Genomic DNA, 23,070 nt, shown 5'->3' on the forward strand with positions numbered 1-23,070 from the left:
GCTACCCCTTCGGGGTGGGGCGGCCCGCCGGCGCGTCGCCCGGTTCCGCCTCGGCTGCGGCCGCGCGCGCGGGCTTGCGGATGACCGCCCGGGAGCCATCGAGCCCGGTGCCGCGCAGCGACAGCAGGATGAACAACGCCATCGACGTCGTGATGGCGATGTCGGCCACGTTGAAGATCGCGGGGAAGAACCCGATCGTGATGAAGTCGACGACGTGCCCGACCCCGAACCCCGGCGGCCGGAACAGTCGGTCATTGAGGTTGCCGAGCGCCCCGCCGAGCACGAGCCCGAACATCGTGGCCCAGGCGAGAGAGCGGATCCGGCGCGAGAACCACGCGATCACGACGATCACGCCGACCGCGACGATCGAGAAGATCCACGTGTAGCCGTTGGCGAACGAGAACGCCGCGCCCGAATTCGTGACGTAGTGGAACTGCAGCACGGGCCCGAGGAGCGGGACGACCTCGTCCTCGTGGAGATGGCTGACGATCAGGAACTTGGCGAGCTGGTCGAGCCCGTAGACGCCGAGCGCGATGATCGCGAGGAGGAGCAGAGCCCGGACGCTGACGCCGCCCCGCGCGCCGGCCGAGGCCGTGCGGCGGGGCGCCGCATCATCCGGCTGCTCAGTTGCCGGCAAAGCCCTGGTACTCGGACGGCTGACCGAACGCCTCGAAACCGCCCGACGGCTGAGCGCCGGGGAACGCGGGAGCGTTCTGCTGCGGCGCGACCGGCGGGGCGCCGACCTGCACCGGCTGCGCGGGCTGCTTCGTCTCGGACGCATCGGATGCCGGGGCGGTCGGCGAGGTGCTGCTCGGCAGCTCGGGGGTCGAGTCGAGCTCGCGGAGCTGGCCCTCGATGTATCCGCGCAGCTTCTGCCGGTACTCGCGCTCGAAGGTGCGGAGCTGGTCGACCTGACGCTCCAGGCCCGCCTTCTCCTCCTGCAGCCGGTTCGTCTGCTGCTCGAGCGAGGCGCGCTCCTGCTCGATCGTGCCGAGCTGCGCCCGCGCACCCTCCTGCGCCTCGGACACGACGCGCGCCGCGGTCGCGTGACCCTCGGCGATGAGCGCGTCGCGCTTCTCCATGCCCTCGCGCACGTGCTCCTCGTGGAGCCGGCGGGCGAGCTGAAGCAGGTTGTTGGTGTTACCCGGGTCCATGGCGTCGGCGCTCACGGGCGCGGGTGCCGGCGTCGGGACGGGCGCGAACGCCGGCTCCGGCTGTGCGACGACCGCCGGCTGCGCGGGGGCGGACGCGGCGGCGGGTGCCTGCTGCGCCTGGCGCTGCAACTCCTGGACGCGCTGCTCGCCCTGAACGAGCCGCTGCCGCAGCTCCTCGTTCTCCTGGCCGAGTCGGCGCAGCTCCACCACGACCTCGTCGAGGAAGTCGTCGACCTCGTCCTGGTCGTAGCCCTCACGGAACTTGGTCGGGTTGAAACGCTTGTTGACCACGTCCTCCGGCGTCAAGGCCATGCCCATCACTCTCCAGCTCTTCGTGTCCGGTCTCTCGGCCCCGGAACATCACGTTGCGATAACGCTAGCAACTTCCACCTCACCCCGAGGCTGAGGACTCAGCGTACCGCCCCGGGTGCCGCGACCCTGGGGCTGCGGTGTGCGTTGCGCGAGCACGCCGGAATTCCGGGACCGCGGTCCCGGCACCGGCGGTCGATCTTCAGGCGAAGAACGCGGCCTCGACGTCCGACTCCGCCTCGGCCTGCTCGCCGCTCGTGGCGACGTGCTCGGGCGAGAGCAGGAACACCTTGCTCGTCACGCGCTCGATCTTGCCGTAGAGGCCCTGCGACAGGCCGCTCGCGAAGTCGATCAGGCGACGCGCATCCGGCTCGCTCATCTGGCTGAGGTTGATGATGACCGGCACGCCCTCGCGGAAGCTCTCGGCGATCAGCTGCGCATCCTTGTACTGCCGCGGGTGCACGGTGAGGATCTCGCTCATCGCGGGCTGGGCGTGACGACTCGCCACGGGGCGTCGCAACGGGGTGACCGGCGCGCGCGTCGACGTCGGCGCGGCTGCGACGGGCGCCGCCGGCGCGACGGGGGCTTGGTCCTCGTAGTCCTCGTCGGCCAAGCCGAGGTAGACCATGGTCTTGCGCAGCGGGTTCGCCATCTCGTCCTCCCGAGGAGCTCGCGTTCGGTCTGACCTTAACCAGGGGTTGAACGTTTTCCGGTGATTGCCGTCCCGATGCGAAGGTGTGTCGCGCCCTCGAGGATCGCCTCGCGGAAGTCGCCCGACATCCCCGCCGAGATGGCGACGGCGTCGGGCGCGATCGCCCGCACCCGCTCGGATGCCGCCCGCACCCGGGCGAATTCGGACCGTGGCTCGGCGCCGGGCGACGCGACCGCCATGACGCCCCGCAGCCGCAGCGAGGGGAGCGTCAGCAGATGCTCGGTGAGGTGCTCGACCCCGTCGGGGTCGACGCCGCCGCGGGCCGGGTCGTCGGTGAGGTTGAGCTCGAGGAACACGTCGAGCGGGGGCAGCGCATCGCCCGCCCGGTGCAGTGCATCGGCGAGAGCCGCACGGTCCAGGGAGTGCACCGACGCCGCGTACGCGCGGACCGCGCGCGCCTTGTTGCGCTGCAGCTGCCCGACGAAGTGCCAGCGCAGTGCCAGGCTCTCCAGCTCGGCGGCCTTCGCCGCCGCCTCCTGGTGCCGGTTCTCCCCCACGTCCTGCACGCCGAGCTCGGCGAGCTCGCGCACGAGCGACACGGGGTGGAACTTGGTGACGACGATCCGGGTGAGCTCGCGGCGCTCGCGTCCTGCCGCGCGCGCCGTCGCGGCGATCTCCGCGTCGACCGACGCGAGCCGGTCGGCGAGGTCCGACATCGCGCTACTTCAGGAAGTCCGGGATGTCGAGGTCGTCGTCGTCATCGAAGTCGCGGTCCGCAGGGGCGGCCACCGGTGCGTCGGGCTCGGTCGCCCATCCGGACGGCATCGGCTGGGTCTCCTGCAGGTGCGAGCCCGAGGTCCCGACGCCCACCCCGGCCGGCACCTGGGCCTCGACGAAGTTGCTGCGGCGGTCCTGGCCCGCCTTGACCTGCGGCTCTCCCCGTCGAAACCCGCGGCGATCACGGTGACGCGCACCTCGTCGCCGAGGGTGTCGTCGATGACCGCGCCGAAGATGATGTTCGCCTCGGGGTGGACGGCCTCCTGCACGAGTCGCGCCGCGTCGTTGATCTCGAAGATGCCCAGGTTGGATCCGCCCTGGATCGAGAGCAGCACGCCGTGGGCTCCGTCGATCGACGCCTCGAGCAGCGGGCTCGCGACCGCGAGCTCCGCGGCCTTGATCGCGCGGTCGGCTCCCGGCTCGCGCCGATGCCCATGAGGGCCGAGCCGGCGCCCTGCATGACGCTCTTGACGTCCGCGAAGTCCAGGTTGATCAATCCGGGGGTCGTGATGAGATCGGTGATGCCCTGCACGCCGGCGAGGAGCACCTGGTCGGCGGTCGCGAACGCCTCGAGCATGCTGATGCCGCGATCGCTGATCTCGAGGAGCCGATCGTTCGGCACCACGATGAGCGTGTCGACCTCGTTCTTGAGGGCGATGACGCCGTCCTCGGCCTGCGCCTGCCGGCGCTTGCCCTCGAACCCGAACGGCTTGGTCACGACGCCGATGGTGAGCGCGCCGATCGACTTGGCGATCCGGGCGACGACGGGCGCGCCGCCCGTGCCGGTCCCGCCGCCCTCGCCCGCGGTGACGAAGACCATGTCGGCACCCGAGAGCGCCTCCTCGATCTCCTCCGCGTGATCCTCGGCGGCGCGCCGGCCCACCTCCGGGTCGGCTCCGGCGCCGAGTCCGCGCGTCAGCTCGCGGCCGACGTCGAGCTTGACGTCGGCATCGCTCATGAGCAGCGCCTGGGCGTCGGTGTTGATCGCGATGAACTCGACGCCGCGCAGGCCGAGTTCGATCATCCGGTTCACGGCGTTCACGCCGCCGCCGCCGATGCCGACGACCTTGATCACCGCGAGATAGTTCTGGTTCGTGGTCACGTCCCGGCCTTCCGTGTCGCTCGTTTCCGAAACCTTCAACTTCTACTTGAAGTCGAGATAAGTTCCGACTACGCTGGTCTGCCCTCACGGTACGGACGGCGACCAGGAGGGGCGGAGGCGCCGCGCGTGTCGCGCCGATTGAGCCGCGACACCGGGCGTCAGCCCTGCACGCCGCCCTGGTCGTCGCCACCGGCCGGCGCCGTCGGCGAGCCGGTCGGCGTGGGAGTCCCGCCCGCGCCAGCCTCGGTGCTCGGCGGGGTCACCCCGCCGAGCGTCGCCGTGTCGCTGGGGTTGAAGACCGCGAACTGGGGCGCCGACACGGTGTAGGTGCCGGAGCCCTTCTGCCCGTGCAGCGCGATGAGGCGGCCGAGCACCTGCGCCTTCAGCACCGACTGGTCGGCGCTGCCCCAGAGCACGCGCTGCCCCGAGCCGCGCAGCGTCAGCGTCACATCGTCGTGCGTGCGCGCGGCGATCGTGTCGACCTGGGCGCGCAGGGCTGCCGGCAGGGCGAGCAGCACCTGCGCCATCGACGCGAAGCCCGGGCCGTTCAGCGGCGCGTCGGCGAGCTGGATGAGCGGCACCCCGTCGGGCCGCTTCGCCGTGCGGTCGACGACGATGCCCGCCGGGTCGACCAGCTGGAAGTCGTCGGCACCCTGGATCACGCCGACCGGCGTGCGCTCCGACACGTGCACGATGAGAGTCGCCGGGGGCTCGAGCTCCGTGACGTAGCTGCGGATCAGCGAATACCGCCCGAGCTCCTTCTTGATCGCCGAATCGTCGAGCAGAGCCAGCGGTGTGCCGAGGTTCGGCGCCAGCGCCGTCTCGAGGGCCGAGGCGTCAAGCCGGTGGGTGCCGTCGACGCCGATGGTGCGCAGGGCCAGGAGCGGGGAGTACACGGCGGTCAGGACCAGCAGCACGAGCAGCACGAGCACGCCGCCGGCCGCGAACAGGCCGGCCCGGCGGTGCCGCGCGCGCCGCGTGAAGCGCTTGACCTCGCGCTTCTCCTCCCGCCGTCGGGCACGGGCGGCGGCCCGGATGTCGGCGCTCGCGACCCGCTCCCGGGCGGGGGCCGGCCGCCGGGATGCGCGCGGTGGCTTCGGCGCGCGCTCCTCGTGCGGCGGGGCGGGTCGCGCGGGCGTGGAGCCTGCCTGCGCGGGGGCGCCGGGCGCGCGGGTCGCTCGACCGGGGGCGCCGCGACACGCGAGCGCGGAGAGGGCGCGGCGGCGGCCGGACGGCGCAGGGCACCGCCGACGGCTTCGGGTCGTCTCACCCTCCGAGCATCACCGACGGCTCACGCCGCACGGCGGCGACTCACCGCGTCTTTGGCAACCTTCGACTCACAACAGCCACTCGGGACGCTCATCGAGATCTGACAGGAGCGCGGAGCGCTGTATCCACTCCGCCAGACGAGGCTCGAGAGCAAGAAGTCGCACGCGATCAAGGTCCGCGCGCCGACGAGCCAAGAACGCCCACATCTCGTCCTCGGCGCGCTCGACGAGTTCACCCAGCTCGCCAGGCTCCTCGTCCCAGATGAGACCTGCCACCGCGTCGGCCGCCTCGCGCTCGTCCCGGAGCTCGCCCAGACGCCGAGCGACCGCGATCTCGAGGTCGAGCAGGAAGTCGTGGACGACTTCGTGGGGCATCGGCGCGAGGGCGGCCGCTTCCCGGAACGGCGATCGGAGGCAGGCGAGACAGTTGACCGCGACCCGGCGACTCGGAGGTCGCCAGGCCACGATCGCCCGGTACAACCTGCCCAGGCTGACCTCGAGCATCAGCTCTGCCGGCATCCCACGGCGTGCAGAGCCGCCACGTCGCCGCGCCCGAGCACCGGAGCCGTCGCCGGGTCGAGCACCGGGGTCATGATCTCGTCCTTGCGCGTGGCGTGGCCGAGGCCGACGGCGTGGCCGAGCTCGTGGAGCATGGTGAACTCGGCGGTCGTCGTGCCCGGCGCGTTGACGGCGGCGTCGGCGGCGATCTCGACGTCGGCGTGACGGATCGCGCCTTCGTCGTCGGTGCGCGTCGACGTGACGCCGATCGCCTCGTCGCTCCCGCCGAGCCGCTGCACGTCGGGAGACGGGACGTAGGAGATCAGGATCCCCGCGTCGTACGACGACCCGATGCGCAGCGGCAGCCCGCTCGTCCGCGCGATGCTCGCCACCGCGGACGCGACGACGTCCGCGGAGCCGGCCGGTGAGCCGTCCGCCAGCCGAACCTCGATGGGCGCGGCGCAGGACCAGCGCTCGGGGCCGTTCGCCGCCGTGCCGAGGAAGGAGTAGTCCCTCCCCTCCACCAGGTCGGCCGGGGGCGCCGCGGCGGCGGCGGAGGCGCGAGCCGCGCCGGTGGCGATCACGAGCGAGGCCGCGATCGCGCTGGCGACGACGAGCACCGCGAGCGCGGCGAGGAGGAGCGTCCGCGGGCGGACGCTCCGGCGGTGGTCGTGCTGCTCCGGAACGACGACGGCCCCGACCCGGGCGGGGTCGAGCTCGTCGAGTCCGACGGCGCCGGGCCGCTCGAGGTGGTCCGACTCGTGCGGCAGCGGGACCGCGGGCTCCTTGCGCTCGATCCCCGAGATGCGGAGCCGCTGCACGCCGGCGTCGGCGTGCACCGAAGACGCGAGCGCCTGGATCTCGTCGCGGATGCTCGTGCCCAACGGGATGCGGCGCTGCACGTCGAAGGCGAGGTCGGTGACGCGCAGGACCGCCGCCGAGGCCTGGATGGCCTGGATGACCTCGGCGTTGTGGCGGATCTCAACCTCCTCCGCCTCCGCGAGGTCGGCCCGCATGAGCACCAGCTGCTCCTCGGCCGCGTCGAGCGCGGCCCGTCCGCTGCCGACGTGGCTCTCGACGAGCCCGTCGGTCTCCTCGTTGAGCGCGCCGTAGGCGGCGAGCCTCCGACCGAGGGCGTTACCGCGCGAGTAGCCGTAGACGAGGAAGCCGAGCACGCCCAGCACGACGACGCCGAAGAACCCCGCGAACAGGAGGGAGAAGGCGAGGCCGCGAGCCGCGTCCATCGCCATCGCGAAGATCCGGACCGACACGACGCTCACGAGCGCGATCGTCAGGGCGGAGCACGCCGCTCCCCAGGCGATCAGGACGCCGTGGAGCCACCCCACCGAGTGCGCGGGGGTCGCGCGCCCGAGCTGGCCGAGGCCGTGCGCGCGCGCGGCGTCGCGATCGAACGGCTCCCCGCCGTCGCGGCGTCGGAGTGCACGTGCGCGTAGCCGGCGTCGAGCTTGTCGATGCGGGCCTCCCGGGCGATCCGCCAGGCGCGGATCGCCCGCCCGGTCTGCTTCGTGACGACGTGCGTCGCAGCGAACACGAGCACCGTCACGATCACGAGCGGCAGCAGCGTGAGGAGATTGCTCGGGTTCCACAGGAGCGTGTACACGGCCGAGAACTCGGCGGCCGTGACGCCGAGCGCGGCGATCCACCCCCAGACGCCCGGGGTGGAGTGCTGGCGGTGGCGGTAGTCGCCATGGTTCTCTGCGCGAGAAGCGGCGCGCTGGGCCGAGTCCCCGGCCACGTAGCCGCCGGCGCGGGTGACGTGCTCGCCGTCGACGAGGACGACCTGGGACCATGTCTCCTCCGCCTCGTCGAAGTCCACCGCGGCGGCCGCGACGAGACGCTGCGCCTCGGCGGCACGGCCGTGGGCCTGCTCGACGAGGGGCATCGAGAGCGACCGGCCGGCGGTGATCGCCTTGTTGACGGCGAACGAGACCGCGTAGCCCTCGTTCATGTAGCGCACGTTGGCCTCCTCGTCACGTCCATGGAGGGGGCGCCGACGACGAGAGCCGCCGCCGTCTCGACGGCGTGGTCCGGCAGGAGCCGCGCGTACGGGTCGAAGGCCCGGTGGAGCGGGTGGAGCGGGTCGACCGGGTTGCGGTAGAACATCGCTCCGATTGATCGACGGGCGACGGGGCCGTCCAGCGTGTTCGGGTTCATGATGCGTCTCTCCTTCTTCTGGTGTTTCCTCTAGTGGTCGGTCGTGGATTCGGCGGTGCAGACCACGCTTCGCTGTGCGGCGTCCTTCGGTCCGAAACCGGGGAGCGGGGCGGTCGCGCCGAGACCGACCGGCGTCGCCGGGACCTTCTCGGACGCAAGGATCTCGGTGATACGCCGTGCGCGGTCGAGGGAGAGCTGCTGCCCGAGGGGCGATCCCGGGTCGCCATAGGCCGCGATGCGTCCGCGGCAGACGATCTGCGAGAAGCGGCCGGTCCTCCAGGCGTCGACGAGCGGCTGGAGCTGCGCTCGGGCCTCGTCGGGCGAGATCAGCACGGCCTCGTCGGGCAGGAACAGGCTGGAGGTGTCGATGCTCGCGGTGATCGAGCCGTCCGCGTGGGCGGTCGGCTGCTGCGGCGTGGGGTCGGGGAGGTTCGGAACCACCGGCGCGGACGGCGCGGTCGGCGCGGCGCGCGTGCCCTGCTCCTCGGTGGCCGAGACGAGCACGCCGCCGGCGCGCTTGATGTACGCGGCCAGGAAGGCGCGGCGCCACTGCGCGGTCGCGAGGTTCAGCGGCGGCTGGTCGGCCTGCGGCTGCGCGAACACGACGTGGAGCCGCATCCCGCGTAGGTCCGGGACCCCGGACCTCGGCAGCGACGCTACCGCGGCGGCCGGATCCGCGGCCATCAGGACGCGGACGTCGGTGGGGTCCGTCGTGGGCAGCGCGAGCGAGCGCAGCCAGACCTCGTGGTCGCGGGCGCCGGGCGCCGCATCGTCCGCGGCGACCGACAGCAGCTCCGCGAGTGAGCGGCCCTCGCCCGTCGGCTCCTCGGCGGCGGCCTTCCCGAAGGCGCGGTCGACGCGGGCGCGGATCGCCTTCGCGCGGAGGTCGGCGTCGGACTCCGGACCTCCGTCGCGATCGACGGCGAGGTCGACCTTCGCGACGGTCGTCGGCGTCTCGCCGGCGCCCTCGTGCAGCACAAGCGTGCCGCCGCCCTTCGCCGACATCGCGTCGGCCGCCGAGGCGATCAGCGCGCGGGTGCCGGCGGAGGCCGCGCCGGACTGGCGGTCCTCCTGCAGGATCACGGTGAGCACCGAGCCCGCGGAGAGCTGCGCGGTGTGTATCCCCAACGCGACGCCTGCGCCGATGACGGCGAGGACGATGACGGCCGCGATCGTGGCGACCGCCCAGCGCGGGACGCCTCGGCGCGGACCGGGGCGTCCCGGACGGCGCGGACCGTGCGAGGCCGGGACTGCGGCGCGCCGACGGAGGGCCGACGGCGCGGACGGGGTGGTGACGGGCATGATTCTTTCCTCTCGGGTGGGCGCTCGGGTCAGGCGCTCGGCTAGCGGCGGGCGGGGACGGTCGACGGCGGCTCGACCATGTCGTCGACCAAGTCGACGTAGCCGAAGATCCCGATGCCGACCGACAGGGCGGTCGCGAGATCGGGCCGCTCCCGCCGGAGCAGCTGACGCAGCGCCGAGATCGCGGCGCGGACGTCATCGGTGGCGTGGTGCACGTCGCGCGCGACGCGGTCCGCGGAAGCGGGGTCGGTGGTCATGAGCGTGATCTCCTCTGCGCCCGGCACCGGAGCCGAGCTGTTCCGCTCAGCGTGATCCGGGACCGGCGCCGTCGGGGCGTATGGAGGCAGAGCACCGGAGAAGGGCCTGCATATTTCCGCCAAACCGCGGGCGAGATACGCTCACGGCGGAGGCCGCGTGACGCCCGAAGTGACCGCTGAGCAGTTGATCGCCTTCGCGCGCCTTCAGCGCTCCCTTTCCCGCGGCGTGCCCTATCCGCGGTCGATGACGAGAGTGGGCCCGCTGCTCGCCGTTCACGTCGATCCCGACGGCTGGAGGGTCGACGGAGTCCAGCTCGGGAGACGCATCCTGCGGGGCGTCCTGCCGGTCTGGAAGGCCGCCATCACCGGCGAGTGGATTGAGTTCCGCTTCTCGGCCGAGGACGTCGTCGAGCGACTCGACCGCTACTGGGGCGGCGACCGACGGCAGGTCGCGAGGCACGAGGCGTCCGACGGGCTCTCCGACGTGGACGCGAGCATCGTGGACGAATGGGAACGCCTCGTGTTCGCCCAAGCGGATGTCCGCCGGTGGGTCGCCGAGCAGATCCCCGTCTACACATCAGCGGTCGCGAACCCGCTGGAGGACCGGCCCGTGGAGCCGGCGCCGAATGATTGGAATCAGTGGCCGAGACGGGACCGCCGGGTCATCCTGGAACGCCTCGCCGCGCTCGACGGCGAGGACGCCGACGACCTGGACCCGACGACGAGCGAACGCCTCGTCGCCGCCCTGCGCGAGGTGATCACACCGCTCATCACGAGCTACATGCGCGACAGCGCCGCGAGCAATCTGGGGCGTCACATCAACCGCGTGGTCCTCCGGGCGTGGCACCGGTCCGACAAGGGCTACTTCGGGAGCCCTCCGCCCGACGTGGGCGCCCCCGCCGGGAGCGGAGTCGGGAACAACGAGACGATGACCATCCTCCAGATGATGGCGTTCGAGGCGCTCGGCCCATCGGTCGAGAAGCTGCGCGCCGCGCTCAAGCGGCGCGGGGAATCCGGACCGCTCAGCGCGATCTCGGACCGGAAGCTCCATCCCCTGGGCGAGATGACCGGATGGGACCGCCAGCGGCAGCTCGAGAACGCGGCCATGCGCGAGCATGCCACGTCGGCCTCCGACGTCAAGTCCGCAGCGGCCGTCGCCGAGTTCCTGACTCAGACGATGCTCATCCCGAGCAGGGCGACCCACTGGGCGACGACGATCCAGGATGCGGGTCCGGATGAGCGACCGGACCTCATCGAGCGCTATCTCGATTTGAGGCAGGCCGTGGCCTGGCACGCTCCCGTCGATGACGAGGGCCTGGCCCGAATCGACGGAGCTCGACCCCGCTCGCGAGACGACGGCAGATCTCGCTCGCGGATCAGCTGGTGAGGCTGCAGGCCGTCCATGTGAAGCGCCCGGACCTCGTCGAGCGGATCATTCGGATCCAGCACCACGAGTCGGGCACCTTCGACCACGGTGAGCTCGGCGATCGCGATATGGGACTCGTCGCCGGGAAGCTCGGGGATCGCTTCGGCGGACTCGCGACCCTCGCGGCCACGCATCGCGCCCTCACCAAGCAGCTCTCCCAGGGCGACGAGGCCCGGGCGACGACGCTCCTGGAGGACCTCCAGCAGACGACCCTGTCCATCTGCGGCGCCTGCATCTCCCTTCTCGACGAATACCTCATGGTCGTCCGACACCGATCCCAGATCCCCGCCTCCCTGCAGCAGATGTCGCGGATCGCCCTCAGCTACTCATCGAACGCGTACGACATGCTGTCGGACCTCGCGGCGCGCTTTCCCGACACCCGCCTCCCAGATGCTCGCCTGGCAGATCACCAGCACATCTCCTGGTACGGCTGGATCCAAACGGCCCTGCAGAACCGGCTACGCGCCATGATCGACGTAGCGACGGCACGCCGCGCTCGGCTGATGCCCAGCGTCAAACGTGGTCTCGGGTCGGCCCTCGACGCGTCCCTGCCGACGATCCGCGCGCACTATCTGGAGCTCCTCACACTCTCACCGTCAACGAGCACGACCCGTACCGCGCTCGGGATGCAGGGGACCTGGCTGGCTCTGCTCGACAGCGGTCGACTCCCCCAGCCCCCGACGATCGGCCCGCTCCCGTCCTGCTGGACCTCCGGTTCCTCGACGGCATCGAGGTGGAACTGGGCGAATCCGCGGACTGGCACAACGATCGCGGCGACCACGGAACGTTGGGCAGGATCGGCGAGGCCACGCTCGCGTGGCGCGCGCTCGTCGAGGCCAGCGGCGTGCCCGACAGCGAGGGGCGGGACCACATGCGCTCAGCCGAGTCGAGATCTGGCGAGGCCTGCTGGCCTAGCCGGACGGACGCCATGGGCCGGGCTATGATCACGGCGATGCCGCTCAAGCCCGATCTCTCGCTCGTCGTCCCGGAGAACCTGGGACGTGTCCACTTCATCGGGATCGGCGGGTCCGGCATGAGCGGGATCGCGCACATGATGCTCGATGCGGGCGTGCCGGTCAGCGGCTCGGACCGCGAGGAGAGCCCCTACCTCCCGCCGCTGCGCGAAGCGGGCGCCACCGTCCACGTCGGGCACGACGCGGCGAACCTCGGCGACGCCGACACCGTGGTGTTCACGAGCGCGATCTGGCCGGAGAACCCGGAGTACCTGCTGGCGCAGGAGCGCGGGCTCACCCTCCTGCACCGCTCGCAGGCGCTCCACTGGCTCTCGCGCCGGCGCCGCGTGCTGACCGTCGCGGGCGCGCACGGCAAGACGACGACGACCGGCATGATCGTGACGATCCTGCGGGAGCTCGGCATCGACCCGAGCTTCGTGAACGGCGGCGTCATCCAGTCGCTCAAGACCAGCTCGGGCGCGGGCGACGATCCGCTCTTCGTGCTCGAGGCGGACGAGTCCGACGGCTCGTTCCTGCTGTATGACACGTCGATCGCCGTGATCACCAACGTCGAGACCGTGCACCTCGACCACTTCGGCTCCGACCAGGGCTATGAGGACGCGTTCACCACGTTCGCCAACGGAGCGCACGAGTTCGTCGTCGCGGGTGAAGGAGACCAGCTCGACCGGGTGCTCACGGGCGTGACGGGTGAGGTACTCCGCTTCGGCGAGGGCGCGGGCGTCGACATGCGCCTCTCCGACATCGTCGCGACCGACCACGTCACGTTCGACCTGCACTGGCAGGGCGAGACGCACCGGGCGCGCATCTCGGTGCCGGGTCGGCATCACGCGTTCAACGCGGCCGCCGCCGTGCTCACTGTCGTGCGGATGGGGCATCCGATCGACCTCGTGATCGCCGCGCTCGACCGCTTCGGGGGAACGAAGCGCCGGTTCGAGTTCAAGGGCATCGTTCGCGGCGTCTCGGTGTACGACGACTACGCCCACGAGCCCGCCGAGGCTGCCGCGGCGTGCGCGGGCGCGCAGACGGTCGTCGGCAAGGGTCGCGTCATCGCCGTGCACCAGCCTCACCTGTACTCCCGCACTCAGAACGTCTCCGACCAGTTCGCGCGCGCCTACGAGGAGAACGCCGACTTCACGATCGTGCTCGCCGTCGACGGCGCGCGAGAGGACCCGATCCCCGGCGTGTCCGGCCAGCTGGTCGTGGACAACTTCGTCGACAAGAGCAAGGTGATCCTCAAGGAGGATTGGCAGGACGCCGCCGACTACATGGCCGCCATCGCACGCGAGGGCGACATCGTCATGACCCTCAGCTGCGGCACCGTCTACCGGATCGTGCCCCAGCTGCTCGAGGCGCTCGAGCGGATCCCCGAGACAGTCGACGCGTCCCGCTAGCCACCCTCCCGCGACGCAAGGGCCTCGGCGACGAGGTCGGCCATGCGCTCGGCGCCGTCGCGGCGTCCGATCGATGCCATCGACGCCGCCATGTGGGCGATGCGGGCGCGGTCGGCGAGCAGCGGGGGCAGCTCCTCGCGCACGTAGCGCGCGTCGAATGCGGCGTCGGCGACGAGGATCGCCCCACCCGCGTCGACCGCGTCCCGCGCATTGACCGCCTGCTCGCCGTTGCCGACGGCATAGGGCACCAGCACTGCCGGGATCCCGAGCGCCTCGAGCTCGGCGACGGTCGAGGCGCCCGCGCGCGAGACGGCGAGGTCGGCGACCGCGAGGGCCAGCTCCATGCGATCGCAGTACTCCAGGATGCGGTATCCGTCCAGCTGCGGATCCGCGACGGGCGAGCGCGCGCCGGTGATGTGCAGCACCTGCCAGCCGCTGCCGAGGATCGCCGCGATCTGCACCGCGACGCTCTCGTTGAGCCGCCGCGCTCCGGTCGAGCCGCCCGTGACGAGCAGCACGGGGCGCCGGTCGTCGAGGCCGAACATGCGACGGCCCTCCGCGCGCGCCGCGGGCAGGTCGAGGTCCGCGATCTCGCGCCGCAGCGGCATCCCGACGACGCGCGCGTGACGCAGCCGGGTCGCCGCGAACGTGACGCCCACGAAGCGGGTCAGTGCCGCACCCATCCGGTTGGCGAAGCCCGGCTTGGCGTTCTGCTCGTGCAGGGCGATCGGCACTCGCTCGAGTCGTGCTGCGCGGTACGCCGGGGCCGACGCATAGCCGCCGAAGCCGACCACGACATCCACCCCGTGCTCGCGTAGCAGCCCGCGCGTGCGCTGCACCGACGCGCGCCAGCGAGCGGGGAAGCGCGCGGCGTCACGGTTCGGGCGGCGCGGGAAGGGCAGCCGCGGGATCGTCAGCAGCTCGTAGCCGCGCGCCGGCACGAGGCGCGCCTCGAGCCCCTCGGCGGTTCCGAGCACGAGCACCCTCGCCTGCGGATCGCGGGTGCGCAGAGCGTCGGCGGTCGCGAGCAGCGGATTGACGTGGCCCGCCGTCCCGCCGCCGGCCAGGAGGTAGGTGGTCACCGGGCCATTCTGCCCGGCCGCACCACCCGCTCGGCGCGCGCGGGGCGATGTCGCGCGAAGGACAGCACGATCCCGATCGCCGCGAGGGTCGTGATGAGCGACGAGCCTCCCGCGCTGATGAGCGGCAGGGGAACGCCGAGGACGGGCAGCAGCCCGAGCACGACCGCGATGTTCACGAAGGCCTGGCCGACGATCCAGACCATGGCCGCGCTCGTCGCGATCTTGGCGAACGGGTCGTCCGACATCCGGATGATGCGCACGAAGGCGATCGCCAGCACGACGAACAGCACGAGCACGAGGACCGCGCCGAACATGCCCAGCTCCTCGCCGATGACGGCGAAGATGAAGTCGTTCGCGGCCTCCGGCAGCCAGTTCCACTTCGCGGTCGAGTTGCCGAGGCCCACCCCCAGCACGCCGCCGTGCGCGAGCGCCTGCCAGCCCCCAGGGTCTGGTAGCAGTCGGATGCGGCCAGCGTCGGGTCCTTGCAGCCGCCCAGCCACGCCTGGATGCGGCCGACGCGCGACTCGCTGACCGACAGCACGAGCATGCCCACGACGCCCGCGATCACGATCACGACGCCGAGGATGCGCAGGCGTGTCCCGGCGATGAACATCGCGCCGAACACGATCGCCACCATGATGAGCGCCGTGCCGAGGTCGCGGCCCACCAGCACGAGGCCGATCGAGACGGCCACGACCGGACCGATGGGGATCAGCGCGCGCTTCCAGTCGTGGAGATCGTCGAGGCGACGACTCAGGATCCAGGCGAGCCAGATCACGAACGCGAGCTTGATCAGCTCGGACGGCTGCGCCGTGAACGAGCCGACCTTGATCCAGTTCTGATTGCCGCCGTAGCCGTAGCCGAGCGGCGTGAAGACGAGCAGCTGCAGCACCACGCCCGCGATCACCGCCGGACCGGCCCACCGCTTCCAGAACGACAGCGGTGCGCGCGCGGCGATGAGCATGACCGGCAGGCCGATCAGCACGTACAGTCCCTGGCGCGTGGCGGTCGCGAAGAAGTCCTTGTCGTTGTTGACGTACGACTCGATCGACGACGACGAGAGCACCATGATGAGGCCGAACACGACGAGGAAGAGCGTCGTGCCGAGCAGCAGGAAGTACTCGGGCGTCTCCGCGGAGAAGATCCGCTGCACCGCGACGACCGCGGCCGACGGTCGTGGTGAGTCCGCGCCGGAGCGATCGCGCCGCTCGGGGCCGGGTCGCGGCGTGCGACGGGAGGAGGTGGTGGTCATCGCCCCTCCTGTCCGGTCAGCGCTCCAGGTGCTGGATGACGGCCCGGGCGAAGCGCGTGCCGCGGTCCGCGTAGTCCGAGAACTGGTCGAACGACGCCGCCGCCGGGGCCAGCAGCACGACGTCCCCCGCCTGGGCGAGCGACGCCGCGGCGCGGATCGCCGACGGCATGACCTCCTCAGTCTCGACGTCTTCCACCTCGACGACCGTGACCCCCGGCGCGTGTCGCGCGAACGCGGCGCGCAGCACCGACCGGTCCTCGCCGATCAGGACGGCGCCGCGCAGCCGGTCGGCGTGCCGGATGACGAGCGGCTCGGGGTCGATGCCCTTGAACAGGCCGCCCACGATCCACACCACCGACGGGTACGCGGCCAGCGAGGCCTGGGCGGCGTGCGCGTTGGTCGCCTTCGAGTCGTCGATCCACCGGATACCGTCCGCATCGGCGATGCGCTCGTTGCGGTGCGCGCCGATCCGGAACGATCGCACGGCCTCACGCACCGCGGCGGGGTCGGCTCCGGCCGCCCGGGCGAGCGCCGCCGCCGCGAGCACGTTCGCCGTCATGTGCGGCGAGTCGAGCCCGGAGTCACGCAGGTCGTCGAGCGTGGCGAGCTCGAGCGCCGAGGTGCGCCGCTCGTCGAGGAACGCACGATCGACGAGGATCCCGTCGACGAGGCCGACGTCGCTCGGCCCCGGGACGCCGAGCCCGAATCCGATCGCGCGGGCGCCCTCCTGCACCTCCGCCTCCTCGACCATCTCGCGGGTGGCCTCGTCGGCGAGGTTGTAGACGCACGCGACCCGCACGCCGTCGTAGACCTTCGCCTTCGCGTCGCGGTACGCCGCCGCCGAGCCATGCCACTCGAGGTGATCGTCGGCGAGGTTGAGGCACGCGGCCGCCAGCGGGGCGAAGGTGCCCGGGCGCATCCAGTGCAGCTGATGGCTCGAGAGCTCGATGACCAGAGCGTCGAATCCGGCCGGGTCGCGCACGGCATCCAGAACCGGGATGCCGATGTTGCCCGCCGGCGCGGCGCGCAGCCCGGCCGCCACCAGCATCGTGGCCGTCAGCTGGGTCGTCGTGGTCTTGCCGTTCGTGCCCGTGATGAAGAGCCAGTCGGCCGGCGCGTCGCGTCCGGGGGCGAGCACCTTGTCGCGCACTCGCCACGCGAGTTCGATGTCGCCCCAGACGGGCAGCCCCCGTTCGCGCGCCCAGGCGTGCAGCGCGTGATGCGGCGGATATCCGGGAGACGTCACGACGAGCTCCGGGGCGAACGCATCGAGCTCGGCGGGCACGACGGACTGGTCCGCCTGCTGCGCGAACCCCGCGCCGATCACGCGCAGCAGCGATTGCCGCTCCTCGTCGCCGGGGCTCCCGACGACGAGTGTCTCCGCCCCGAGCTCGACGAGCGTGTCGGCGACGGCGAACCCGGTCACGCCGAGGCCGAAGACCGCCACCCGCAGGCCGCGCCAGTCGGCGCGCCAGCTGGTGAGCTCCTCGAGCGCGGTCAGCTCAGCGTCCATTCCAGATAGAACAGGCCGACGCCGAACGCCACGAAGAGCGCGGCGATGAGCCAGAACCGCACGACGACGGTGATCTCGGCCCAGCCCTTGAGCTCGAAGTGATGGTGCAGCGGACTCATGAGGAAGATGCGCCGGCCCTGGCCGTAGCGCCACTTGGTGAGCTTGAACCAGACCCGCTGCAGGATCACCGACCCGGTCGTGATGAAGAACAGGCCGCCGATGAAGACGAGCAGCAGCTCGGTGCGGGTCAGGATCGCGAGCGCCGCGAGCCCGCCGCCGAGGCCGAGCGACCCGGTGTCGCCCATGAAGATCTGCGCCGGGGTCGTGTTCCACCACAGGAACCCGATGAGCCCGCCCGTGATGCAGGCGGCGACGATCGCGAGGTCGATGGGCTGGGCGACGGGATAGCACTTGTCGACCACGTTCGGATCGATCGCCGGGTTCTCGCACCACTGATTGCTCTGCCAGAACGACAGCAGGATGTAGCCCGCGAACGCGAAGATCGAGGCGCCGCTGGCCAGGCCGTCGAGCCCGTCGGTGACGTTGACGCCGTTCGACGCCGCGACCGTGATGACGTTGGTCCAGATCACGAACAGGATGACGCCGATCACCGGGCCGAGGAAGAACAGGTTGAGCCAGGAGACGTCGCGCACCACGGAGATGGAGCCGGATGCCGGCGGTGTGCCGTAGGCGTCCGGCAGCAGGATCACGATCAGGGCGAAGATCGTGCCCACGATCACCTGCCCGAGGATCTTCGACCACCCGCCGAGCCCGAGGCTCTGCTGCTTGCGCGTCTGCAGGAAGTCGTCGACGAAGCCGACCAGGCCGAGGCCGATCATCATCGCGAGCACGAGGATGCCGCCCCGCGACACCGGGTAGCCGATCGCGAGGTGCCCCGCGAAGTACCCGATCGTCGAGCCGACGATGAAGATGAGGCCGCCCATGGTGGGTGTGCCGCGCTTGGCGTGGTGGGTCTGCGGCCCGTCGTCGCGGATGAACTTGCCCCAGCCGAACCGGCGGAACGCCCGGGCGAACAGCGGGGTGAGGAACAGGGTGAACAGCAGAGAGAACCCGGCGCCGATGAGGAGGGCGATCACTCGGCCGTCCCCGCTCCGGCGAGCCGATCGCCCAGGTGGCGAAGTCCTGCGGACTTCGAGGACTTCACGAGCACCACGTCGCCGGGCCGCAATTGCGCACGAAGAAGATCGTAGGCCGCGTCCACATCCGCGACGAACACCGACTCCCCGTCCCACGACCCCTCGAGGGAGGCCGCCTGGTGGATCGCCCGGGCCTCGGCACCGACGACCACGAGCTGCCCGATGTTGAGCCGCACCACGAGCCGGCCGAGGCGGTCGTGCTCCTCGGTCGCGTACTCCCCCAGCTCGGCCATGTGGCCGAGCACCGCGACCGTGCGCTGCTCGGGCCCGGCGATCTGGGCGAGCGTCTTGAGGGCCGCAGCCGTCGAGTCGGGCGATGCGTTGTAGGCGTCGTTGATGATCGTGACACCGCCGTCGGCCACCTCCGGCGCGCTGCGCAGGAGCTCCATCCGCCAGCGTTCGGCCAGCGGGACGGTCTCGATCGCCGCGATCGCGCGATCCAGCGGGATGCCGAGCTCCCGTGCGCTCGCGAGCGCGGCGAGGGCGTTCATCACGTGGTGCTCGCCGAGGATCCGCAACCGCACCGGGAGCGTCATCCCGTCGGCGTGCAGGAGGAAGGTCGTACCGGCTGCCGTCGCTCGCACGTCGGTCGCCCGCACGTCGGCGCGCGCCTCGAGCCCGAAGCGCACGACCCGCGCGGACGTCTCGCCGCTCATCGCCTCGACCCGCGGGTCGTCGGTGTTGAGCACGGCCGCCGCGGTGGGCGGCAGGTCGCGCACCATCTCGGACTTGGCCTGCTGCGTCTGCTCGATCCCGCCGAACCCGCCGGCGTGGGCGAGCCCCACCTTGAGCACGATGCCGATGTCGGGCACGACGATCCGGATCAGGCGGGCGATGTCGCCGATCGCGCTCGCCCCCATCTCGACGATGAGGTAGCGGGTGTCGCGCCCGACCCGCAGCATCGTGAACGGGGCGCCGACGTGATTGTTGAAGGAGCCGGCGGGCGCGACCGTCGGTCCCTCGGCCTCCAGGATGGCGCGCAGCAGGTTCTTGGTCGTCGTCTTGCCGTTCGAGCCGGTGACCGCGACGACCCGCAGCCCGCCCGCCGCCCGCACACGCTCCACCACGAGCCGCGCGAGCGCCGCCAACGCGACGTACCCATCCGACACGACGATCACCGGCACGTCGACCGGCACGGGCCGCTCGGCGATCACCAGGGCGGCCCCGTTCGCCACCGCGGCGGCCGCGAACTGGTGACCATCCATCACGGCGCCCGGGAGGGCGAAGAAGACAGCGCCGGGCTCGACGAGCCGCGAGTCGGTGTGCACGCTGCCGTCGACGACGTCCGCAGGGTCGCCGCCGACCAGCTCCCCGCCGAGCGCGTCACGCAGCTCGGCGAGCGTCAGCGCGATCACGCCCAGCCCGCCTCGTGCAGCGCGGCACGCGCCAGCTCGCGGGCCGAATACGGCGTGCGCACGCCCCGGATGTCGCGGTAGTCCTGATGCCCCGGCCCGGCCCAGAGGATCGAGTCGCCCTCCTTGGCGAGCGAGACGGCCTTCCTGATCGCCTCCTCCGGCGGGCTGACCTCGTAGGTCTCCTCCGGCTGGTGCTCGGCGAGTCGCGCCCCGTCGAGCAGCGTCGCGCGGATGGACGCCGGGTCCTCGAAGCGCGGGTGGTGATCGGTGATGACGAGCACGTCGCTCAGCTCCGCGGCGACGCGTGCCATCTCGTGACGCTTCGTGGCATCCCGGTCGCCGTCGGCGCCGAACACCATGATCGTCCGGCCGGGGGTGAATCGCCTGACCGCGCCGAGGGTGTTCTCGAACGCGTCGGGGCTGTGCCCGAAGTCGACGTAGACGCTCGGTCCGCGCTCGCCGGAGACGCGCTCCGTGCGCCCGGGCAGGTAGGCGCGGATGCCGCCGTCGGCGTCGAGAGCCGCCCCGATCGCCTCGAGCTCGAAACCGGCCTCCACGAGCATGACGATCGCAAGGGCCGCGTTGGCGGCCATGTGCCAGCCGATGAGCGGCTCCCGCGTCACGAGGGCGCGCCCGTCGGGGCCCGTGAGCCGGAACTCGCTGTACGCCGCCGACTCCTCGAGGATCTCGACGGTCCACTGGGCGGCGTCGTAGTCCTCGTCGGAGGCATGTCCGCGCGTGGCGACGGTCGTCACCGGGATGCGCGACTCGTCGACCACGCGCCGCCCCCACGACGTGTCGAGGCAGACGACGCCTCGCCGGCCGTGCTCGGGCTCGAACAGCTCGAGCTTCGCCCGGAAGTACTCCTCCATGTCGGCGTAGTCGTCGAGGTGGTCGTGGCTGAGATTCGTGAAGGCGACGACGTCGAAGACCAGCCCGTCGACCCGCCGCCAGGTCAGGGCCTGCGCGCTCACCTCGACGGCCACCGCCCGTACACCGCCCTCCCGCATCCGGGCCAGCAGCGCGTGCATCTCGCTCGCCTCGGGAGTCGTCAGCCGGCTCACGACCGTCAGGTCGCCGACGTGCCGCTCGGCGGTCGACGAGAGTCCCGTCACGAGGCCCAGCTGGCGCAGGATGCCCTCGAGCAGGTACGAGGTCGAGGTCTTGCCGTTGGTGCCGGTGGTCGCGAACAGCAACGGCAGGTTCGCGGAGTCGGCGCCCGTGCGGTACACCCACGCCGACACCTCACCGAGGGCGGCCCGCGGGTCGTCGACGAGCAGGACGGGCAGACCGGATCCGGCGGCGAGCTCGGCTCCGGCCGGGTCCGTCAGCAGCGCGACGGCGCCCTGCTCGGCGGCACGGGACGCGAACTGCGCACCGTGGCTGTGGGCGCCCTGGATGCCGGCGTACAGGTCGCCGGGGCGCAGGTCGCCCGTGCTCAGGGTGACGCCCGTCACCTCGACGCCGTCGAGCGAGCCGGTGTGCTCGAGCCCGAACTCCTGGGCGAGGAGGGCCAGCGGCCGGGGCGTCGGGTGCTCGGGCCGGAGCACCGGCGGGTTCCGGGAATCCACTCCTCGGGCCTCCTGGTCATCGTGTCCGTGTCGGCGGACTGGCTCACCAGGTTACCGGCAGCTACCACGTGACGGGCGGCAGCGACGGGACGCCCGTCGACGCGGGCACCCGGTACGCCTTGATGACCTGACCCATGATCGTCTTCCAGCCGGGGGCCGCCGCGACCGACGAGGTGATGCCCTGCGGCTTGGCCAGCGTGAACACGACCGCGTACAGCGGCTTGTCCGCGGGAACCAGCCCCGCGACCGAGACGATGTACTGGCCCTTCGCGTACTTGCCGGTCGCGGGATCGGCGACCTGCGCGGTGCCGGTCTTCGCGGCGATGTTGTACCCCGGGATCTTCAGGAAGCTCGAGCTCGGCCCCTCCTGGTACACGGTCTGCATCATGTCGCGCACGGTGCGCGCGGTGGATGCCGACACGACCTGCGTGCCCTGCGTGGAGGGGGTGTCGACCACCGTGCCGTCGGACCTGGTGCAGCCCTCCACGAGGGTCAGCGGCATCCGGACCCCGTCGTTGCCGAGGGTCTGATAGAGCTGCGCGACCTGTGCCGACGTGGCCGTCATGCCCTGTCCGAACTGCTGCGTGATCGATGTGACCGAGTCGGCCTGTGCCGGCGTCTTCAGCAGGCCGGGGTCCTCGCCGTAGAAGCCCGACGCGGTCTTCTGACCGAACCCGAACTTCGCGAGATTGGCGTAGCGGTTCGCCTCGGTGTCCAGCTTGGTCAGCTCGGCGATGCCGATGTTGGAGGAGTCCATGATCACGCCCGCCGCCGTGAGGTGCAGGTCGCCGTGGTAGAAGGAGTCGGTGATCGAGAACCCGGGGGCAGCCCGTCGGTGAACCTGCTCGGCACATTGACCGGGGTGGATGCCGTGATCTTGCCGGACTGCAGCAGGCCGGCGACGGTCGCGGGCTTCATGACCGACCCGGGCTCGTACGGCGCGACGAAACTCCCCGCCCTGAGCTGCTTCGAGTCCGTGATGTCGTTGAGGTCGCCGCTGCCGTAGTCGGCGTCGGCCATGATGTGCCCGTCACGGATGCGCACGACCGTGACGGTGCCCCACTGCGCGCCCGTCGCCTGCACCTGCTGGGTGAGCGTCTGCTGCGCGAACCACTGCAGGTCGGAGTCGATGGTGAGCGTGACCTTGCCGCCGTTCACGGCGGGCTTGGTGGTGATCGTGCTGCCCGGGATGGGCACGCCGTTCGCGCTCGCGTGGTAGGTCTGCGTGCCGTTCGAGCCGGCCAGGCACGCGTTCTCCGAGAGCTCGACGCCGGCCTGCGGAGCGTCGGTGCCCATGAGCCCGATGAGGTTCGCGGCGACGGCGCCGTTGGGATAGCTGCGCGCGGGGTGCAGTTGCGCGTACACCCACGGGATGTGCAGGGCCTTCACCTTCTGGTACTGCGCGAGCGGCACCTCCTTCACCAGGTACGTGAAGTCGGAGGTCGGGTCCGTGATGATCGCCTGATACATCTTCTGCGGGTCGGCGCCGGTGATCGCCGCGATCTCGGAGACCGAGTCCTCGAGGCTGATCGTCTTCTTGCTGCCGTCCTTCTGCTTGCGGTCGAACCCGTAGCCGTCGACCTTCGCGATCCGCGGCGACGCCGTGATGTCGAAGCGGTCGACGCTCGAGGCCAGCACGACGCCGTTGGTGTCGACGATCTCGCCACGCGCGCCGTACACGGTCGACTGGAACTCCTGTCGCGCCTGCGCGGCCTTGGTCAGCGACTCGGCCTGCACGACCTGGATGTCGACCAACCGCACGACGAACACCGCGACGAGCGCGAACACGGCCACCATCGCGACGCCGAGGCGGCGGCCGATGCGGCGTCGGACGATCATCGCGTGCGGCTCCTCG

The 23,070-nt window shown here is 71.6% G+C and carries 22 protein-coding genes and 2 pseudogenes; 2 read left to right on the forward strand and 22 right to left on the reverse strand.

Annotation, left to right across the window (positions count from 1 at the left end):
• Nucleotide 1 precedes the first annotated feature (1 nt).
• The 13 genes and pseudogenes from lspA to QQK35_RS00900 all read right to left on the reverse strand — a co-directional run bounded on the left by lspA (nucleotide 2) and on the right by QQK35_RS00900 (nucleotide 9,494).
• Nucleotides 2-637, reverse strand: coding sequence for a signal peptidase II (gene lspA / locus QQK35_RS00840; protein ID WP_284252126.1), 636 nt, complete (start codon nucleotides 635-637; stop codon nucleotides 2-4).
• The gene (locus tag QQK35_RS00845) at nucleotides 624-1,466 is read right to left on the reverse strand and encodes a DivIVA domain-containing protein (RefSeq protein WP_284252128.1); all 843 of its coding nucleotides are present in this window, start codon (nucleotides 1,464-1,466) and stop codon (nucleotides 624-626) included. Before QQK35_RS00845 ends, lspA begins: the two co-directional genes overlap by 14 nt.
• Nucleotides 1,467-1,665: 199 nt before the next feature.
• Complete coding sequence (locus QQK35_RS00850; protein WP_284252130.1) at nucleotides 1,666-2,115, reverse strand: cell division protein SepF; 450 nt, start codon at nucleotides 2,113-2,115, stop codon at nucleotides 1,666-1,668.
• Between the two features lie 35 nt (nucleotides 2,116-2,150).
• Nucleotides 2,151-2,831, reverse strand: a complete 681-nt coding sequence (locus QQK35_RS00855; protein ID WP_284252132.1) for a YggS family pyridoxal phosphate-dependent enzyme — start codon at nucleotides 2,829-2,831, stop codon at nucleotides 2,151-2,153.
• Nucleotides 2,832-2,835: 4 nt separating this feature from the next.
• Nucleotides 2,836-2,997 carry a hypothetical protein gene (locus tag QQK35_RS00860; protein WP_284255775.1) on the reverse strand — a complete coding sequence of 54 codons (162 nt, stop codon included), beginning with the start codon at nucleotides 2,995-2,997 and terminating at the stop codon, nucleotides 2,836-2,838.
• Between the two features lie 38 nt (nucleotides 2,998-3,035).
• A pseudogene (ftsZ, locus tag QQK35_RS00865) lies at nucleotides 3,036-3,994 on the reverse strand (cell division protein FtsZ); the annotation flags it as partial.
• 158 nt (nucleotides 3,995-4,152) lie between these two features.
• Nucleotides 4,153-4,926: a cell division protein FtsQ/DivIB gene (locus tag QQK35_RS00870; RefSeq protein WP_284252134.1), complete on the reverse strand. Its 774-nt coding sequence runs from the start codon at nucleotides 4,924-4,926 to the stop codon at nucleotides 4,153-4,155.
• A gap of 405 nt (nucleotides 4,927-5,331) precedes the next feature.
• Nucleotides 5,332-5,637 carry a hypothetical protein gene (locus QQK35_RS00875; RefSeq protein WP_284252136.1) on the reverse strand — a complete coding sequence of 102 codons (306 nt, stop codon included), beginning with the start codon at nucleotides 5,635-5,637 and terminating at the stop codon, nucleotides 5,332-5,334.
• Between the two features lie 128 nt (nucleotides 5,638-5,765).
• On the reverse strand, nucleotides 5,766-7,106 hold the full coding sequence (locus tag QQK35_RS00880) for a matrixin family metalloprotease (protein ID WP_284252138.1): 1,341 nt from the start codon (nucleotides 7,104-7,106) through the stop codon (nucleotides 5,766-5,768).
• Nucleotides 7,082-7,738, reverse strand: coding sequence for a hypothetical protein (locus QQK35_RS00885; RefSeq protein WP_284252141.1), 657 nt, complete (start codon nucleotides 7,736-7,738; stop codon nucleotides 7,082-7,084). Before QQK35_RS00885 ends, QQK35_RS00880 begins: the two co-directional genes overlap by 25 nt.
• A complete protein-coding gene (locus QQK35_RS00890) occupies nucleotides 7,726-7,935 on the reverse strand; it encodes a hypothetical protein (RefSeq protein ID WP_284252143.1) in 210 nt (69 codons plus the stop codon). The genes QQK35_RS00885 and QQK35_RS00890 overlap by 13 nt, the downstream gene beginning before the upstream one ends.
• 30 nt (nucleotides 7,936-7,965) lie before the next feature.
• The gene (locus QQK35_RS00895) at nucleotides 7,966-9,237 is read right to left on the reverse strand and encodes a hypothetical protein (RefSeq protein WP_284252147.1); all 1,272 of its coding nucleotides are present in this window, start codon (nucleotides 9,235-9,237) and stop codon (nucleotides 7,966-7,968) included.
• 41 nt (nucleotides 9,238-9,278) lie between these two features.
• Nucleotides 9,279-9,494, reverse strand: a complete 216-nt coding sequence (locus tag QQK35_RS00900; RefSeq protein WP_284252149.1) for a hypothetical protein — start codon at nucleotides 9,492-9,494, stop codon at nucleotides 9,279-9,281.
• A 244-nt stretch (nucleotides 9,495-9,738) separates the two neighbouring features.
• Here QQK35_RS00900 and QQK35_RS00905 point away from each other — a divergent pair, with 244 nt between their 5' ends.
• On the forward strand, nucleotides 9,739-10,881 hold the full coding sequence (locus tag QQK35_RS00905) for a hypothetical protein (protein ID WP_284252151.1): 1,143 nt from the start codon (nucleotides 9,739-9,741) through the stop codon (nucleotides 10,879-10,881).
• Between the two features lie 991 nt (nucleotides 10,882-11,872).
• Nucleotides 11,873-13,285 (forward strand): UDP-N-acetylmuramate--L-alanine ligase, encoded by a 1,413-nt coding sequence (murC, locus tag QQK35_RS00910; protein WP_284252160.1) that lies wholly within the window; start codon nucleotides 11,873-11,875, stop codon nucleotides 13,283-13,285.
• Here the strand turns inward: murC and QQK35_RS00915 are convergent.
• The 9 genes and pseudogenes from QQK35_RS00915 to QQK35_RS00955 form a co-directional block, all read right to left on the reverse strand.
• Nucleotides 13,282-14,367 (reverse strand): UDP-N-acetylglucosamine--N-acetylmuramyl-(pentapeptide) pyrophosphoryl-undecaprenol N-acetylglucosamine transferase, encoded by a 1,086-nt coding sequence (locus QQK35_RS00915; protein WP_284252162.1) that lies wholly within the window; start codon nucleotides 14,365-14,367, stop codon nucleotides 13,282-13,284. The two genes, murC and QQK35_RS00915, sit on opposite strands and share 4 nt — an antisense overlap.
• A complete protein-coding gene (locus QQK35_RS00920; RefSeq protein WP_348534858.1) occupies nucleotides 14,364-14,867 on the reverse strand; it encodes an FtsW/RodA/SpoVE family cell cycle protein in 504 nt (167 codons plus the stop codon). Before QQK35_RS00920 ends, QQK35_RS00915 begins: the two co-directional genes overlap by 4 nt.
• Before the next feature lie 5 nt (nucleotides 14,868-14,872).
• Nucleotides 14,873-15,619 (reverse strand): annotated as a pseudogene (locus QQK35_RS00925) (FtsW/RodA/SpoVE family cell cycle protein); the annotation flags it as partial.
• A gap of 16 nt (nucleotides 15,620-15,635) precedes the next feature.
• Nucleotides 15,636-17,132, reverse strand: a complete 1,497-nt coding sequence (gene murD / locus QQK35_RS00930) for a UDP-N-acetylmuramoyl-L-alanine--D-glutamate ligase (protein ID WP_284252166.1) — start codon at nucleotides 17,130-17,132, stop codon at nucleotides 15,636-15,638.
• The gene (gene mraY, locus QQK35_RS00935) at nucleotides 17,117-18,229 is read right to left on the reverse strand and encodes a phospho-N-acetylmuramoyl-pentapeptide-transferase (protein WP_284252168.1); all 1,113 of its coding nucleotides are present in this window, start codon (nucleotides 18,227-18,229) and stop codon (nucleotides 17,117-17,119) included. Before mraY ends, murD begins: the two co-directional genes overlap by 16 nt.
• Nucleotides 18,226-19,644, reverse strand: coding sequence for a UDP-N-acetylmuramoyl-tripeptide--D-alanyl-D-alanine ligase (locus QQK35_RS00940; RefSeq protein WP_284252170.1), 1,419 nt, complete (start codon nucleotides 19,642-19,644; stop codon nucleotides 18,226-18,228). The genes mraY and QQK35_RS00940 overlap by 4 nt, the downstream gene beginning before the upstream one ends.
• Nucleotides 19,641-21,215, reverse strand: coding sequence for a Mur ligase family protein (locus QQK35_RS00945; protein WP_284252172.1), 1,575 nt, complete (start codon nucleotides 21,213-21,215; stop codon nucleotides 19,641-19,643). The genes QQK35_RS00940 and QQK35_RS00945 overlap by 4 nt, the downstream gene beginning before the upstream one ends.
• A 61-nt stretch (nucleotides 21,216-21,276) precedes the next feature.
• The gene (locus QQK35_RS00950) at nucleotides 21,277-21,972 is read right to left on the reverse strand and encodes a penicillin-binding transpeptidase domain-containing protein (protein ID WP_284252174.1); all 696 of its coding nucleotides are present in this window, start codon (nucleotides 21,970-21,972) and stop codon (nucleotides 21,277-21,279) included.
• Nucleotides 21,973-21,974: 2 nt separating this feature from the next.
• On the reverse strand, nucleotides 21,975-23,054 hold the full coding sequence (locus QQK35_RS00955; RefSeq protein WP_284252176.1) for a penicillin-binding transpeptidase domain-containing protein: 1,080 nt from the start codon (nucleotides 23,052-23,054) through the stop codon (nucleotides 21,975-21,977).
• Nucleotides 23,055-23,070: the final 16 nt, after the last annotated feature.

Source organism: Pseudolysinimonas kribbensis, assembly GCF_030161895.1.
Classification (GTDB): Bacteria; Actinomycetota; Actinomycetes; order Actinomycetales; family Microbacteriaceae; genus Pseudolysinimonas; species Pseudolysinimonas kribbensis.

Coding starts and splice junctions, on each gene's coding strand:
- QQK35_RS00900 (WP_284252149.1), bottom strand. CDS start 9,494: ATGACCACCGACCCCGCTTCCGCGGACCGCGTCGCGCGCGACGTGCAC.
- QQK35_RS00895 (WP_284252147.1), bottom strand. CDS start 9,237: ATGCCCGTCACCACCCCGTCCGCGCCGTCGGCCCTCCGTCGGCGCGCC.
- QQK35_RS00905 (WP_284252151.1), top strand. CDS start 9,739: ATGACGAGAGTGGGCCCGCTGCTCGCCGTTCACGTCGATCCCGACGGC.
- QQK35_RS00955 (WP_284252176.1), bottom strand. CDS start 23,054: ATGATCGTCCGACGCCGCATCGGCCGCCGCCTCGGCGTCGCGATGGTG.
- QQK35_RS00845 (WP_284252128.1), bottom strand. CDS start 1,466: ATGGCCTTGACGCCGGAGGACGTGGTCAACAAGCGTTTCAACCCGACC.
- QQK35_RS00890 (WP_284252143.1), bottom strand. CDS start 7,935: ATGAACCCGAACACGCTGGACGGCCCCGTCGCCCGTCGATCAATCGGA.
- QQK35_RS00875 (WP_284252136.1), bottom strand. CDS start 5,637: ATGCCCCACGAAGTCGTCCACGACTTCCTGCTCGACCTCGAGATCGCG.
- murC (WP_284252160.1), top strand. CDS start 11,873: ATGCCGCTCAAGCCCGATCTCTCGCTCGTCGTCCCGGAGAACCTGGGA.
- QQK35_RS00850 (WP_284252130.1), bottom strand. CDS start 2,115: ATGGCGAACCCGCTGCGCAAGACCATGGTCTACCTCGGCTTGGCCGAC.
- QQK35_RS00950 (WP_284252174.1), bottom strand. CDS start 21,972: ATGGACTCCTCCAACATCGGCATCGCCGAGCTGACCAAGCTGGACACC.
- murD (WP_284252166.1), bottom strand. CDS start 17,132: ATGGACGCTGAGCTGACCGCGCTCGAGGAGCTCACCAGCTGGCGCGCC.
- QQK35_RS00855 (WP_284252132.1), bottom strand. CDS start 2,831: ATGTCGGACCTCGCCGACCGGCTCGCGTCGGTCGACGCGGAGATCGCC.